This window comes from Streptococcus mitis B6, assembly GCF_000027165.1.
GTDB lineage: Bacteria > Bacillota > Bacilli > Lactobacillales > Streptococcaceae > Streptococcus > Streptococcus mitis_AR.
This window is the reverse complement of record NC_013853.1, coordinates 596,437-610,411: the sequence shown is the minus strand read 5'-3', so window position 1 is coordinate 610,411 and position 13,975 is coordinate 596,437. Positions and strand designations below refer to the sequence as shown.

Below are 13,975 nucleotides of genomic sequence, written 5' to 3'. Positions count from 1 at the left end.
GATAAATCTTTTATTCGATTTTCCATTTTTGGGCCAACCAGCTGGAAAAAGCTAGGAATCGTTCAGCTACTTGTTCATGGTGTCCATAAGGATCAAAGACAAACTGACCGTTCGGATAGCGTTTCTGAAGACTAATATGGATCTGCTCAGCATAGGCTGGTGCTTGAGCCAAGCGATTAGTATGATGGACTCCTTCTCTTTGACCGTTCTGTAAATACAGCAAACAGTCTAGATTTTTCACTGTCTCTGCCTTGCAGTAAGCCACAAAATCAGGATACCAAAAGGAACCGCAGATGGAAAAGACACAGGAAACCTTGTCAAAGCTGAAAAGACTGTAGACTGCCGCCAAACCACCTAGTGAGTAGCCTCCATAAGCAAGGCGAGTTTCGTCCAGGCGATAAAGCGACTGCAACTTGTCTAAAAGGCCTCCAAATAAATGATCATGATAGACGTTGGCCTGACCTCCAAAATCTGGAGCCCCATCTCTCAAAGCCGATGTCACCCAGGGAGTGTAGTCGTCTAAGCGATTTTTAGAGGTCAAGCCTACTAAAATCACAGATTCGGAAAGGGACGATAGGAAATCCAAGTTTCCATCATTCAATAAAATAGCCGGATAGGTTTGATTGGGGTCGTGGTTAGAAGGAAGGCTGATTTTAACTTGAATTCCTTCCCAATCAAACTCATTATTGCTTGATAAAGTCATTGATTTTCTCAAGGGAATCAATCACTGCTGGACCATAGTCCATCAATTCATCGTAAGAGATGGTCATGATTTTTTGATTCTTAATAGCAGGAACGCTTTCCAAAACAGCATTTGCCTTCATCAACTCTACTGCTTTTTCATCCAATTTTTTATTGCGGTCGCTGGTTACATAGATAATCAATTCAGGATCCATTGACACAAGATTTTCCAAGGTCAAGCCTGATGTCCCCGTAGCAACGTTTGTATAACCAAGTTGGTTCAGCAAACTTTCTTGCAAAGCAGACTTGTAGGCACCGAAGGTTTCATCATTATAAGCAACCATAATCAAAGCCTTTTTCTTTTCACCTTGGTTTGCTGGATTCGCTTTCTTAACAGCATCAATTTTAGTTTGTAATTGGGCTGCGTATTCATTAGCCTTATCCTGAACATTAAAAATCATTCCAAGATTTTTGACATCTTCTACGATATTCCCCAAATCTTGCTGAATTGTTGAGAGAGAAGCTTTTTGCGTATAAACTGGGATTTTGTTTTCATTCCAAGTGCTAACTGTCCCCAAGGATTTTTCAGAAAACATCATGTTTCGACCCATCACAGCGTCTGGCTCATAAGAAAGGACTGCCTCTTGTGAGACTGTTTTTTTATCCCCAATTTGAGGAATAGTTGCAATCGCGTCCTTGTATTTGTCCGTCACAGCATTGTCTGGATTGAGCATACCAGCAATTTTATCCTTCAACCCCAACTCCAATAAGATTTCAGTGGTTGAAAGATTGTTGGTGATAACTTTTTCAGGTGCCTTGTCAAAGACTTGTTCGACTTCATTCCCTTTAGCATCATAGGTCTTAACTGTTAACGGATAAGTCGTCTCTGTACTGGCCTTTTGACTTGTTTCTGTGCTAGATTGTGTGGTAGCTTTTTCTGTAGTAGTATTGCCACAAGCTGCCATGGTTAGGGTAGCTACTGTTACCAGTAAAATACTGAGTATTTTTTTCATCTTATTTTCCTTTTCATTCTTATAAATAGTGAATCATAGCTTGCTGATCCTCGGTCCAAGTCACCTGACTTTGAACTCCGTATACAGTTTGCAATGACTCAGGGGTGATGGTCTCCTTTGGAGTCCCTTGGTAAAGGATTTCCCCCTCTTTCATCAGATAGAGATAATCCGAATAGCGACAAGCAAGTTGAATATCATGCAGGACAGCTAGAACATTGACCTTGAGCTCCTTCACAATGGCCAACAAGTCTAGCTGATACTTGATATCCAGGTGATTGGTTGGTTCGTCTAGGAGTAAGAGAGTCGGTTCTTGCGCCAAGGCGCGGGCTAGTAAGACTCGCTGTTTCTCTCCTCCTGACAGAGACGAATAGAGACGAGTTTTCTTCTCAAGCATATCCACCTTGACGAGGGCATCTTGAACGAGGGTATAATCTCTTTCCTTTTCCTTCTGTAAAAAAGAGAGGTGGGGAGTTCTGCCCAGCAAGACAATTTCCTCAACTGTACAATCAAACTGCAGCTGGTTAAACTGGGTCACAACTGCCATTTGCTTGGCTGTTTCTTTGAGCGTCCATTGTTCCAGAGGCTTTCCATCTAGGCTTATCAAGCCTTTGTCCGCCTTTTCCTGACGATAGAGGAGTTTAAGCAGGCTGGTTTTTCCACTTCCATTTGGTCCTAATATCGTGTGAAATTGATTCCCTTCAACCTTAAGAGAGACTCCTTTGAGGATTTTTTTCTCTCCTAGTCCAAAATGGATATCCTGACAAATCAAGTCCATATCAGACTCCCACCTCCCTTCGCCTACCTCCAACAATGTAAATAAAGAAGGGAGCACCTACTAAGGCTGTGAAAATACCAATAGGAAGCTCTGAGTTTGGAATGATGATACGAGAGAGTACGTCTGCCCAAATGACAAAGAGGGCACCTAGCAAGGTTGCAACAGGAAAAAGCCTCTTGTAACTCGTTCCTACTAACCCTCGAGCTAAGTGAGGAGTAATCAGACCGACAAATCCAATAATCCCACAGGTTGCCACTAATACTGCTGTCAGCACAGCCACCATGGTCACATAAAGATACCAATAAAAGCGTAAGGGAATCCCCAAAGTTAAAGCAGCCTCATCTCCCATCATCATCGCATTGAAAACACGATACTGAGTAGAGAAAAATAGAAAGGCCATTCCTACTACTATAGTTGGCAGGACTAAGTCAGACCAGGTAGTCCCGGCAAGAGAACCCATGGTCCAAAACTTAATGGTCATCACACTGTCCGCATTAGCGCCAACTGAGATAATAAAGTTTGAAAAAGCCAGAAAGAGAGCATTGACCACCGTTCCTGATAAAATCAGACTGGAAGTCGTCATCCTTCCCTGCATAGAGGCAATGATGAGGACAGCAATTGTTGCCAAAATAGCTCCAAGAAAAGCTCCAAGGCTAATCATCACTTTTAAACCAAGAATGATGCTCAAGGTTGCCCCTAGAGTTGCACCCGCAGATATTCCTAAGACATAAGGCTCTGCGATGGGATTGTTCACTGTAGACTGCATCACGCTACCACACATAGAAAGACCAGCCCCCACTATCAGACCTAACAATACTCGAGGGAATCTCATGTTCCATACAATGGCAAGAGTAGACTTGGAAATCTCTCCTATCTCAAGAGGAAATCCCAACCTGCTCAAAATAATCCGATAGGTATCTCCTAGATTAATCGCAACGGATCCCATTGAAACTGCTAGAAAGAGAGAAATCCCTAAAATACTTAGCAAAATAACTAAAAGTAACACAAATTGCTGGTCTTGTCGGCTTCCAGAAAATTTGGAAAGCATGCAAACCTCCTTTGATAGAATCTTAAAAATTTAGAAAATTCTCATGAAAAGTATACCATATTTTCAACTGTGTAACAAGCTGAGAACAAATGAATATAGTTGGTTTTGCAGTGCTAGGAACCGTAACCAAAGATAATACTTGAGCATATCAAGGTAAGGTGACAACAAAAAAAAGCCCGACGAAATCAGAGAGCTAATTTGAGATTGGGATAAAATCTATACAAAAAAGCTACCCAATTTAGAGTAGCTTCATTATCAAGATATGCTCAATTGAACACGGCCTAAGCAAGCGGATAAAAACAAAAAGCCCTCTGAAAATCAGAGAGCTCCAGTCTTGCTGGATAAACCGTTTATAGACTAGGCGACGAGGCGAAGGTTGTACAAAATTTTAGTGAAACAAAAAAATCTCCCCGAAGGGAGAATGTCTGGTTTATTTTACCTTACAGTGCTAGGAACCGTAACCGAAGATTATACTTGAGTATATCGAGGTAAGGTAACAACGCAATGTAAGTGGAAAATAAAGCAGATTAGCGACGAAGTCCTAGAGAGTTGATTAACTCACGGTAACGGTTAACGTCGTTTTTACGCAAGTATGCAAGCAAGTTACGACGGCGACCGATTTTTTTCATCAATCCACGGTAAGTAGCGTGGTCTTTTTTGTGTTGTTTGATGTGTTCATTAAGGTGGTTGATTTCCCAAGTAAGGACAGCAACTTGAACCTCTACTGAACCTGTATCACCTTCGTGACGTGCATATTGTGCGATGATTTCATTTTTTTTCTCTTTTGAGATTGCCATGATGTTTCTCCTTTTTATTTGGCTTCATCCGAGTGACAGGTTGGCATGCCTGTAACCAAGAAGAAGTTATTTGTCTTTACGACAATCCCTATTCTACCAATAACTAACTTCTTTGTCAACAGATTTACTTTCTTGTTTTAAACATGCTATAATAATTATAGAAAGAGATCTAAGTTGTCTGTTTTTTTTAAAACGAGATGATTATCATGCCTAGATTCCATTCCCATCTCCCCTACTATCTGGTCATCTTTTTCTTTTATTGGCCTCTTTATGAGTTGTTATCACTAATCATTTCTGACCCCCTTACACTCAAGGGATTCTATATAAACAATCTTCTCTTCCTTACACCTCTGGTAATCTTGATTATATCGTTACTCTATAGCTACCGTTTCCGTTTCTCACTTTGGTAGTTAATTGGTAACGGACTGCTCTTTTGCTTTACTATCATAACCTTTGGTGAATTTATCTTGTTTTACTTTTTAGCCTATGAAATCTTTGCTCTGGTGGGCATGGCTTCCGGTATTGGCATCAAGCATATTCTACAAAAAATGAAAAACAAAAAACTTTCACAAAATCCTTGAAAAATCTCACAATCATGCTATAATAATCCATAGAGACAAGTCACTTAGTCCCTTTCTACTAGAGAGTGCGTGGTTGCTGGAAACGCATAGGAAGCCTAAACTGATACTACTCTTGACTTTTTTATGAAAACATAAAACGGTGGCCACGTTAGAGCCAATCAGAGGTGTCCCTCTTTTTTGAGGAACATAAATGAAGGTGGAACCACGTTGCGACGTCCTTTTGAGGATGTCGCTCTTTGTTTTTCTAGCTTTCACAGTCCTCTGTCTCTGTTTTCAGAATAGGGTTAACACATTCGTCAATAATATAAGTAAGGAGAACATCATGATTAACATTACTTTCCCAGATGGCGCTGTTCGTGAATTCGAATCTGGCGTTACAACTTTTGAAATTGCCCAATCTATCAGCAATTCCCTAGCTAAAAAAGCCTTGGCTGGTAAATTCAACGGCAAACTCATCGACACTACTCGTGCTATCACTGAAGATGGAAGCATCGAAATCGTGACACCTGATCACGAAGATGCCCTTCCAATCTTGCGTCACTCAGCTGCTCACTTGTTCGCCCAAGCAGCTCGTCGTCTGTTCCCAGACATTCACTTGGGAGTTGGTCCAGCCATCGAAGACGGCTTCTACTACGATACTGACAACTCTGCTGGTCAAATCTCTAACGAAGACCTTCCTCGTATCGAAGAAGAAATGCAAAAAATTGTCAAAGAAAACTTCCCATCTATTCGTGAAGAAGTTACTAAAGACGAGGCACGTGAAATCTTCAAAAATGACCCTTACAAGTTGGAATTGATTGAAGAACACTCTGAAGACGAAGGTGGTTTGACCATCTACCGTCAGGGTGAATATGTAGACCTTTGCCGTGGTCCACACGTCCCTTCAACAGGTCGTATCCAAATCTTCCACCTTCTCCATGTAGCTGGTGCTTACTGGCGTGGAAATAGCGACAACGCTATGATGCAACGTATCTATGGTACAGCTTGGTTTGACAAGAAAGACTTGAAAAACTACCTTCAAATGCGTGAAGAAGCTAAGGAACGTGACCACCGTAAGCTTGGTAAAGAGCTTGACCTCTTTATGATTTCTCAAGAGGTTGGTCAAGGACTTCCATTCTGGTTGCCAAATGGTGCGACTATTCGTCGTGAATTGGAACGCTATATCGTTGACAAGGAAGTCGCTGCGGGCTACCAACACGTATACACACCACCAATCGCTTCTGTCGAATTGTATAAAACTTCAGGTCACTGGGACCACTACCGTGAAGATATGTTCCCTCCAATGGATATGGGAGATGGGGAAGAATTTGTCCTTCGTCCAATGAACTGTCCACACCACATCGAAGTCTACAAACATCACGTCCATTCTTATCGTGAATTGCCAATCCGTATCGCTGAAATCGGTATGATGCACCGTTACGAAAAATCAGGTGCCCTTACAGGTCTTCAACGTGTACGTGAAATGTCTCTTAACGACGGTCACCTCTTTGTGACTCCAGAACAAATCCAAGAAGAATTCCAACGTGCTCTTCAGTTGATTATCGATGTTTATGAAGATTTCAACTTGACTGAATACCGCTTCCGCCTCTCTCTTCGTGACCCTCAAGATACTCACAAGTACTTCGATAACGATGAGATGTGGGAAAATGCTCAAACCATGCTTCGTGCAGCCCTTGATGAAATGGGCGTGGACTACTTTGAAGCCGAAGGTGAAGCAGCCTTCTACGGACCAAAATTGGATATTCAAGTTAAGACCGCTCTTGGAAAAGAAGAAACTCTTTCTACTATCCAACTTGACTTCTTGCTTCCAGAACGCTTCGACCTTAAATACATCGGAGCTGATGGCGAAGAGCACCGTCCAGTTATGATCCACCGTGGGGTTATCTCAACTATGGAACGCTTCACAGCTATTTTGATTGAGAACTATAAGGGTGCCTTCCCAACATGGCTTGCACCACACCAAGTAACCCTCATCCCAGTATCTAACGAAAAACACGTGGACTACGCTTGGGAAGTGGCGAAGAAACTCCGTGACCGTGGTGTCCGTGCAGACGTAGATGAGCGCAATGAAAAAATGCAGTTCAAGATCCGTGCTTCACAAACAAGCAAGATTCCTTACCAATTAATCGTTGGAGACAAAGAAATGGAAGACGGAACAGTCAACGTTCGTCGCTACGGACAAAAAGAAACACAAACTGTCTCAGTTGATGATTTTGTTCAAGCTATCCTTGCTGATATCGCCAACAAATCACGTGTTGAGAAATAAGAGATAAAACCTGGGATAAAATCCTAGATACCTAAAAAGCAACAACTAAAACAGCTGTTGCTTTTTATATTTTTACTCAATGAAAATCAAAAAGCAAACTAGGAAGCTAGCCGCAAGCTGTACTTGAGTACGGTAAGGCGACGCTGACGTGTTTTGAATTTGATTTTCGAAGAGTATTATTTAATCCGAGCTAGTAGTGATTGACCAAACCACCACACAAGATTTGCTTTCATAAGTTAGATAAGGTCAATATCTTCAATCCTTATCTGCTTCATTTTCTTTTACGAGATCTTTTTGTGAATCCTTTTCAGAGAGTTTTTGATCGATATACTTGTTAATGGTTTCATAAAATTCCTTGGTCGTATCACTGTCTAATTTTGTCGAATTATGAACTTGATTGACTTTCAATTGAACAGATTGAATACCGTAAGAGGCTTGTTTTTGGTGGAGCGTTTCTAATTCTTCTTCTAAAATCGGATCTCCAACAACCGTCAAGACCAACTCATTGTTTCTTGATTTGTAGACTTGATTAATAACCGTATGATTGGCGAACTCTTTTCCTACAAACTGTTTGATTCCTTCTTTTCGCGCTTGATCTATCGTCAGAGTGACTGCTGAATAACTAGCTGGAAGAATCAATAATACAATCAAGGATATCAACCCAATTCTCATTTTAATATTTAGCTCTTTAAATGAACTTAAGGGAGATTTTCTCATCAAAATTCTTGTTCCAACAATGTTGGTTAGCATGATAAAGACACAGTTGATCAAGAAAAGATAGAGAGCTCCAAATAAAAATCGTACATTTCCATTAGCTAAACCGTAACCTGCAGTACAGATAGGTGGCATCAGAGCTGTTGCAATGGCTACTCCTGGCACGATATTGTTTGCTTCTTTTTTCCTTGAACCAATTACGCCTGCTATCCCACCAGCAATAGCAATGAGAACATCCCAAATGGTTGGAGAGGTTCGTGCAATCAATTCGCTACTTTCATAAGATAAGGGAGAAATCCAGAAATACAGAGCCGAGACAAGCAAGCTAACCAATACTTGGGTAAATAAAACCTCTAGAGATTGCTTGATTAAACGCGTATCAAAAATAGCTAAACCAAACCCCAGTCCAACAATCGGTGTCATAAGAGGGGAAATTAACATGGCTCCAATAATGACAGCTGTTGAGTTCATATTTAGTCCGATAGAGGCAATAAAAATCGCACACATCAAAATCACTGTATCTCTTAATCGAACATGAAGATCATCATATAATTTCTCACGGTATTCACGTGTTGAATAGTTTCCGGTCATTGGTTACTCCTTTTATTTCATATAATCTTGTTTCTGCATGGATGATGGTAGAGAGACTTTTGTCCAAACTGACATATTTTTCTTCTCACCTGTTATACTTTTGAAAATTATCCTCTAAGTATCCGTCAGTCCATCCTTAACATTATATCAAAAATTTTACAGTCTTTCTCTGACGAAATCTATCAATTGAACAGATAGAGGAAGCAAGAAATTTTTGTTTCCTTATCCGAAGAAGGAAAAACGGTATCAGAAGAACCTTGATACTATGCGTTTTATTCTTTATAATTTAGCTATTTCAAAATTACAAGTTCTCCATTCTTAATTTCCCAAACTTGGTCAAACTTACTTAATAATTCGTTTTGGCGATGTAAAGTAACAATGACGGCACTTGGTAGTTCCAGAACTCTTTCCAATTCCATTTTAAACTGATTAGTATCCAAGGCAGAGAAAGGTTCGTCTAGGATAAGCAATGGATTTTTACGATTTTTCTCACGATTTAAATACATTCGTTGTTGCTGACCACCTGACAGGGATTGTGGTGGAATTTTTTCAAAATCTTCTTCTCTGAATTTTTCATTGAAACTATTGAATAGCGTTACATTATTTTCATAACTCGAAATAAATGTATGTTCTTGTTGCAGAATCATACCGAATCTTCCCCAAAGATGGTCCAAAACAAGCCCATCTAGCACAATTTGTCCTTCAAAATCTTCATCTGTTCCATTTAAAATGTTGAGAAGACTACTTTTTCCAGACCCATTCTTACCAATAAGCGCAATTTTATCCCCTTTTTGAATCGTAGCGGAAGTAATTATCAATTTTGATTCTCCCAGTTGTTTGGAAATGTTTTTCAAAGTAATCGTATCAAAAGAATGTTGAGGTGCTTGAACTGAAACGGGTCTCCCAACAATGTTTTGAAAACTCTTGATTACAGGCTTTACGGACTCTAACATTTGTAAATCATAAAGGATTTCCTGTATTGGTTCAGAAAAAGCATTAATATATCCGAAACTCGCCACCACCTCAGGAATACCGAGTTGCTGGTGAGATAGAGAGTAGGCTAAATAAATAAATAGAACAAGACTAATGAATTCAAAAGAAACACCTGTCAATAAGATGCCTGTAATTTTTGTCAAACCATACTTAAAATACTTATCCTGCAAATTCTTTAGAGAACTCTTTTGTTGATTCAAAAAATTCGACATAGTTAGTTTATTTACCAAATGATGTCCCATGAGCAAATCCTCCAAAGTTCGATAGTAATCTCCTTGTTTTTTCAAGTAAACCTGTCTACGATTAGCGGTCAACTTCCCAACGATTTTAGGAATTTGAATACTAATTCCAGTGGAAAAGATTAAAATCAGTGATACAATAGGATTAATTGTTCTGCTAATAATGAAAGCGTAAATGATGATACGTAAAATTTGTTTGATAAAACTCATCAATGGAGGAAGGTAATCCTTTTCCAACGAATCTAGGTCATTAGATTGATAGGAAATATACTCTGCTACTGTTTTCTGCTTGAAATCGTGGTGACTGAGTCCCAGAAGTGAACGAAACCACTCATTTTTCAAAGTAGTCGAAAAGATAATCCCCTGCTTCCAATCAAGTATCATTTGGATATAGTTACAACTCAAATAGCCTGCCACTGACATAGAGTAACCATATAGAGCTACTTGATAATCCCCTTTGATTAATGCCTGCGTGAAATACGGTAACAAAGCTGTGCAGATATTCGATACTACACCAAAAAGAAAATTAAAGAAGAGATACCATCTAATAGTTTTAAGATATGGTAGCATATACGATACTCCTTGCTAATGCGTTTTTTTACATATCGCAGAACAATCTCTACTATTCCCTATTTCAGATAGTCTGATACTCGGACATTGAGTGCAATAATTGTAAATCACACAAGTACTGCAGTTTTTACTATCATTCAAAATATAATTTGCTATTTTGTAAAATATAGATCTATCCCATGTTTCTTTGATAGATGTAAAATGAATATTTCCAATACTTCTATTGAAAGTAAGCTTTTTCAGTTTTTCTAACGATTTAGGCTATTTCGTGACACACCCACAATCCATGAAAATTCTGGTTATATCAGATTATGTGATTTTCGTAAGAATTTTATATTGTCTCCAATCATGGTAGTCTCCTTTTACTTGATAAAACTATTATAACATTTAGAAATTAAAAACTGGTTCAAAATCAATAGAATGTGTGTATTCGATACATTCAATAAATTCTTGGAAACAGTTCTACACCAGTTACACAAATCTATATACACCTATCTCATTCAAAATAAAAAGAAAGCTGCAGTTCTTTTAATCCTGTATCAACGATTCATTCTGAAATCGAATAGGAGACATTTCCCAAGTCTACAATTCACTTCATCTCAAATTAATTTTTGTAATTCACCCTTAGTTTATAGATTTTATACTCAACAAAAGTATAAAGCATACAAAACTTCACTTTGAACCAGTATTTATACTATATTCCGTATTAAAAATTCTATTATTGGTTTTGTAAAAAACAGTCTTCAAATATCCTGAAATATAGCAAAAAGAGATTGGGTAAAAACTCATTGTCTCTTCTCACTCAAGGACTAAGTTCACTTGAGCAAACTGAATCCGCACTGTCGTTCCTGTACCGACCTCAGACTCGATACGAATCTGGTGCCCCAGTTCTTCAGAAATTTTCTTAGATAGGTAAAGTCCAAGTCCAGATGACTGCTGGGTTAGGCGGCCATTATATCCTGAAAAGCCACGTTCAAAGACTCGGAGGACATCACTGTTTTTTATTCCGATTCCTGTATCCTTGATACAGAGCTCTTGACCGTCCATGTAAATCTCCAGACCACCTTCCTTAGTGTACTTGAGACTGTTTGAGATGATTTGCTCAATAACCACTAGCAGCCACTTTTTATCCGTCACGATTTCTTTATCAAGGTCATGTAGATTGACATTTAGTCCTTTTTGAATAAAGAAAAGAGCATATTTACGAATTATTTCCTTAACCAAGTCCTCGATTTGAACCTGCTTTAAGACCAAATCATCATGGAAACTTTCTAAACGCAGATACTGTAAAACTAGATTGGTATAGGAGTCAATCTTAAAAATTTCCTGTTCTAACTGCTGCTTTAATTGGCGATCATCTACTTCTGCAACTAAGAGTTGACTGGCTGCAATGGGGGTCTTAATCTGATGGACCCACAAGGTATAGTAATCCAGCAAATCCGTCAGTTTTCTTTCTGAATCTGACCTCTGCTGATAAAGTTCCATCTCACGCGCTTCTAATTTTTCAGCCAAGGCTATTTCCAAAGGAGATTTGGCTTCCCTCTCCCCATAGAGAAGTTCCTGACGATAGACCTGCATTTCTACCAATATGTCCCAAGTGAAAAATAAGATGGTTACAAAGCAACACAAGAGGAAAAAATAGAGAAAGTAAATTCCTAAACTGGCAAATAAAAACTGAAAGAGCAAAACCAGAAACGTCAAAGAAAGCAGATAGACAAACAGACGACTACGGGAGCGCAGATAGGCTAGAAAAAATTGTTTCCAATCAAGCATGCTTCAATCCGTACCCTATTCCTTTCTTGGTTTCGATAAATCCTACCAAGCCCTGCTCTTCCAACTTTTTACGCAAACGAGCCACATTGACAGAGAGGGTATTATCATCAATGAAAAAGTCACTGTTCCAAAGTTCCCGCATGAGGTCATCACGCGCTACGATATTGCCTGCATGCTCAAACAAGACGCGTAAAATCTGGAATTCATTCTTGGTCAAATTCAAGACTTGCCCTTGATAATGTAAATCCATTGATTTGGTATTGAGGATAACACCGGCATATTCCAGTAAACTCTCGTCACGCCCAAACTCATAGGAACGACGTAACAAGCCCTGAACTTTGGCTAAAAGAACCTGCTGATCAAAAGGCTTGGTCACAAAGTCATCCGCGCCCATATTGATTGCCATGACAATATCCATAGCCTGGTCTCTGGAAGACAGAAACATGATAGGCACCTTGGAAATCTTGCGGATTTCCTGACACCAGTGATAACCATTAAACAAGGGCAGTCCAATATCCATGAGAACCAGATGAGGCTCCGACTGAACAAATAGACTCAAAACTTCCATAAAGTCTTCTACCAGGACCACTTCAAATCCCCATTCAGAGAGCATTTTCCCGACTTGTTGACGAATAACCTGATCATCCTCTACTAATAAAATCTTGTGCATGCGCTTCTCCTTTTCTATTATTATAACAGATTTTTCCATGCTAGAAGGTCTGAAACTGAATTTGAAATAGCTTGTTTTCAGCCAACAAAGTGAGGCAACCCTACTAGCTAATTTGAGGGAAATTTGATAAGATAAATAAAAAGAAAGGAGCTCTTATGGCCAATATTTTTGATTATCTGAAAGATGTCGCACACGATTCTTATTACGACCTTCCTTTGAATGAGTTAGACATTCTAGCCTTAACAGAAACCACCTACCTCCCCTTTGATAATCTGGTCTCCACAAGTTCTCAGCGACTTTTAGATTTGGCACCTCAGGTTCCAAGAGAATCGAACATACTGACCAGCAAAAATCGCCTCCAGCTATTAGATGAGCTAGCTCAACACAAACGCTTCAAAAATTGCAAACTTTCCCATTTTATCAACGACATCGACCCTGAACTGCAAAAGCAATTTGCGGCTATGACCTACCGTCTCACTCTCGATACCTATCTGATTGTCTTTCGTGGGACAGATGACAGTATCATTGGCTGGAAGGAAGATTTCCACCTGACCTATATGAAGGAAATTCCTGCTCAAAAGCACGCCCTACGCTATCTAAGAAATTTTCTTGTCCACCATCCTAAGCAAAAGGTCATTCTGGCTGGGCATTCCAAGGGAGGAAATTTAGCCATCTATGCTGCTAGTCAAATTGAGAAAAACTTGCAAAATCAAATCATAGTAGTTTATACCTTTGATACGCCTGGTCTCCACAAAGAACTGACACAAACTGAGGGCTATCAAAGGATAATGGATAGAACCAAGGTCTTCATCCCTCAAGGCTCCATCATCGGTATGATGCTGGAAATTCCTGCCCGCCAAGTCATCATGCACAGTACTACCTTGGGTGGTATCGCACAGCACGATACTTTTAGCTGGCAAATTGAGAACAAACACTTTGTCCAACTGGATAAGACCAATAGCGATAGCCAACAAGTCGACACGACCTTCAAAGAATGGGTGTCCACAGTCCCTGATGAGGAACTTCAGCTCTATTTCGACCTCTTCTTTGGCACCATTCTAGATGCTGGGATTAGCTCCATCAATGACCTATCTTCCTTCAAGGCTATCGAACACATTCATCATCTCTTTGTCCAAGCTCAATCCCTCACTACAGAAGAAAGGGAAACCATGGGACGCCTCACCCAATTATTGATTGATACCCGTTACCAAGCCTGGAAAAATAGATAAAAAAGCTTATGAAAGTCAAAAAACTTCTCATAAGC

General features: G+C 39.6%; 11 protein-coding genes and 2 pseudogenes. 4 read left to right on the top strand and 9 right to left on the bottom strand.

The window, feature by feature from the left end; genetic code table 11:
- Positions 1 to 10: 10 nt before the first annotated feature.
- The 5 genes from SMI_RS03330 to rpsO form a co-directional block, all read right to left on the bottom strand.
- Entirely contained in the window at positions 11 to 703 is a 693-nt protein-coding gene (locus tag SMI_RS03330) for an alpha/beta hydrolase-fold protein (RefSeq protein ID WP_000176178.1), read from the bottom strand.
- Positions 684 to 1,694 (bottom strand): ABC transporter substrate-binding protein, encoded by a 1,011-nt coding sequence (locus SMI_RS03325; RefSeq protein ID WP_000722885.1) that lies wholly within the window; start codon positions 1,692 to 1,694, stop codon positions 684 to 686. The genes SMI_RS03330 and SMI_RS03325 overlap by 20 nt, the downstream gene beginning before the upstream one ends.
- Before the next feature lie 19 nt (positions 1,695 to 1,713).
- A complete protein-coding gene (locus SMI_RS03320) occupies positions 1,714 to 2,469 on the bottom strand; it encodes an ABC transporter ATP-binding protein (RefSeq protein WP_000364113.1) in 756 nt (251 codons plus the stop codon).
- A 1-nt stretch (position 2,470) separates the two neighbouring features.
- The gene (locus SMI_RS03315; protein ID WP_000949317.1) at positions 2,471 to 3,517 is read right to left on the bottom strand and encodes a FecCD family ABC transporter permease; all 1,047 of its coding nucleotides are present in this window, start codon (positions 3,515 to 3,517) and stop codon (positions 2,471 to 2,473) included.
- 527 nt (positions 3,518 to 4,044) lie between these two features.
- Positions 4,045 to 4,314 (bottom strand): 30S ribosomal protein S15, encoded by a 270-nt coding sequence (gene rpsO, locus SMI_RS03310; RefSeq protein WP_001018251.1) that lies wholly within the window; start codon positions 4,312 to 4,314, stop codon positions 4,045 to 4,047.
- A 206-nt stretch (positions 4,315 to 4,520) separates the two neighbouring features.
- Here rpsO and SMI_RS10735 point away from each other — a divergent pair.
- From SMI_RS10735 to thrS, 3 genes and pseudogenes are all read left to right on the top strand, one after another.
- Positions 4,521 to 4,895 (top strand): annotated as a pseudogene (locus SMI_RS10735) (hypothetical protein).
- Positions 4,896 to 4,968: 73 nt separating this feature from the next.
- A pseudogene (locus SMI_RS10980) lies at positions 4,969 to 5,177 on the top strand (hypothetical protein).
- Positions 5,178 to 5,217: 40 nt separating this feature from the next.
- Positions 5,218 to 7,161 (top strand): threonine--tRNA ligase, encoded by a 1,944-nt coding sequence (thrS, locus tag SMI_RS03305; RefSeq protein WP_000608336.1) that lies wholly within the window; start codon positions 5,218 to 5,220, stop codon positions 7,159 to 7,161.
- A gap of 255 nt (positions 7,162 to 7,416) precedes the next feature.
- On the opposite strand, the gene SMI_RS03300 is transcribed toward thrS, so the two are convergent.
- The 4 genes from SMI_RS03300 to SMI_RS03285 all read right to left on the bottom strand — a co-directional run bounded on the left by SMI_RS03300 (position 7,417) and on the right by SMI_RS03285 (position 12,711).
- The gene (locus SMI_RS03300) at positions 7,417 to 8,466 is read right to left on the bottom strand and encodes a DUF389 domain-containing protein (protein WP_000147505.1); all 1,050 of its coding nucleotides are present in this window, start codon (positions 8,464 to 8,466) and stop codon (positions 7,417 to 7,419) included.
- Positions 8,467 to 8,756: 290 nt separating this feature from the next.
- Positions 8,757 to 10,268: an ATP-binding cassette domain-containing protein gene (locus tag SMI_RS03295; RefSeq protein ID WP_000938206.1), complete on the bottom strand. Its 1,512-nt coding sequence runs from the start codon at positions 10,266 to 10,268 to the stop codon at positions 8,757 to 8,759.
- A gap of 798 nt (positions 10,269 to 11,066) precedes the next feature.
- Complete coding sequence (locus SMI_RS03290) at positions 11,067 to 12,041, bottom strand: sensor histidine kinase (RefSeq protein ID WP_000887976.1); 975 nt, start codon at positions 12,039 to 12,041, stop codon at positions 11,067 to 11,069.
- Positions 12,034 to 12,711, bottom strand: a complete 678-nt coding sequence (locus tag SMI_RS03285) for a response regulator transcription factor (protein WP_000548991.1) — start codon at positions 12,709 to 12,711, stop codon at positions 12,034 to 12,036. The genes SMI_RS03290 and SMI_RS03285 overlap by 8 nt, the downstream gene beginning before the upstream one ends.
- A 155-nt stretch (positions 12,712 to 12,866) precedes the next feature.
- Between SMI_RS03285 and SMI_RS03280 the strand changes: the two genes are divergently transcribed.
- On the top strand, positions 12,867 to 13,940 hold the full coding sequence (locus tag SMI_RS03280) for a DUF2974 domain-containing protein (protein WP_001273809.1): 1,074 nt from the start codon (positions 12,867 to 12,869) through the stop codon (positions 13,938 to 13,940).
- Positions 13,941 to 13,975: the final 35 nt, after the last annotated feature.

Excerpts from the sequence above, each read along its gene's own strand:
- SMI_RS03330 (WP_000176178.1), bottom strand. The coding sequence starts at position 703 with ATGACTTTATCAAGCAATAATGAGTTTGATTGGGAAGGAATTCAAGTT.
- SMI_RS03325 (WP_000722885.1), bottom strand. The coding sequence starts at position 1,694 with ATGAAAAAAATACTCAGTATTTTACTGGTAACAGTAGCTACCCTAACC.
- SMI_RS03320 (WP_000364113.1), bottom strand. The coding sequence starts at position 2,469 with ATGGACTTGATTTGTCAGGATATCCATTTTGGACTAGGAGAGAAAAAA.
- SMI_RS03315 (WP_000949317.1), bottom strand. The coding sequence starts at position 3,517 with ATGCTTTCCAAATTTTCTGGAAGCCGACAAGACCAGCAATTTGTGTTA.
- rpsO (WP_001018251.1), bottom strand. The coding sequence starts at position 4,314 with ATGGCAATCTCAAAAGAGAAAAAAAATGAAATCATCGCACAATATGCA.
- thrS (WP_000608336.1), top strand. The coding sequence starts at position 5,218 with ATGATTAACATTACTTTCCCAGATGGCGCTGTTCGTGAATTCGAATCT.
- SMI_RS03300 (WP_000147505.1), bottom strand. The coding sequence starts at position 8,466 with ATGACCGGAAACTATTCAACACGTGAATACCGTGAGAAATTATATGAT.
- SMI_RS03295 (WP_000938206.1), bottom strand. The coding sequence starts at position 10,268 with ATGCTACCATATCTTAAAACTATTAGATGGTATCTCTTCTTTAATTTT.
- SMI_RS03290 (WP_000887976.1), bottom strand. The coding sequence starts at position 12,041 with ATGCTTGATTGGAAACAATTTTTTCTAGCCTATCTGCGCTCCCGTAGT.
- SMI_RS03285 (WP_000548991.1), bottom strand. The coding sequence starts at position 12,711 with ATGCACAAGATTTTATTAGTAGAGGATGATCAGGTTATTCGTCAACAA.
- SMI_RS03280 (WP_001273809.1), top strand. The coding sequence starts at position 12,867 with ATGGCCAATATTTTTGATTATCTGAAAGATGTCGCACACGATTCTTAT.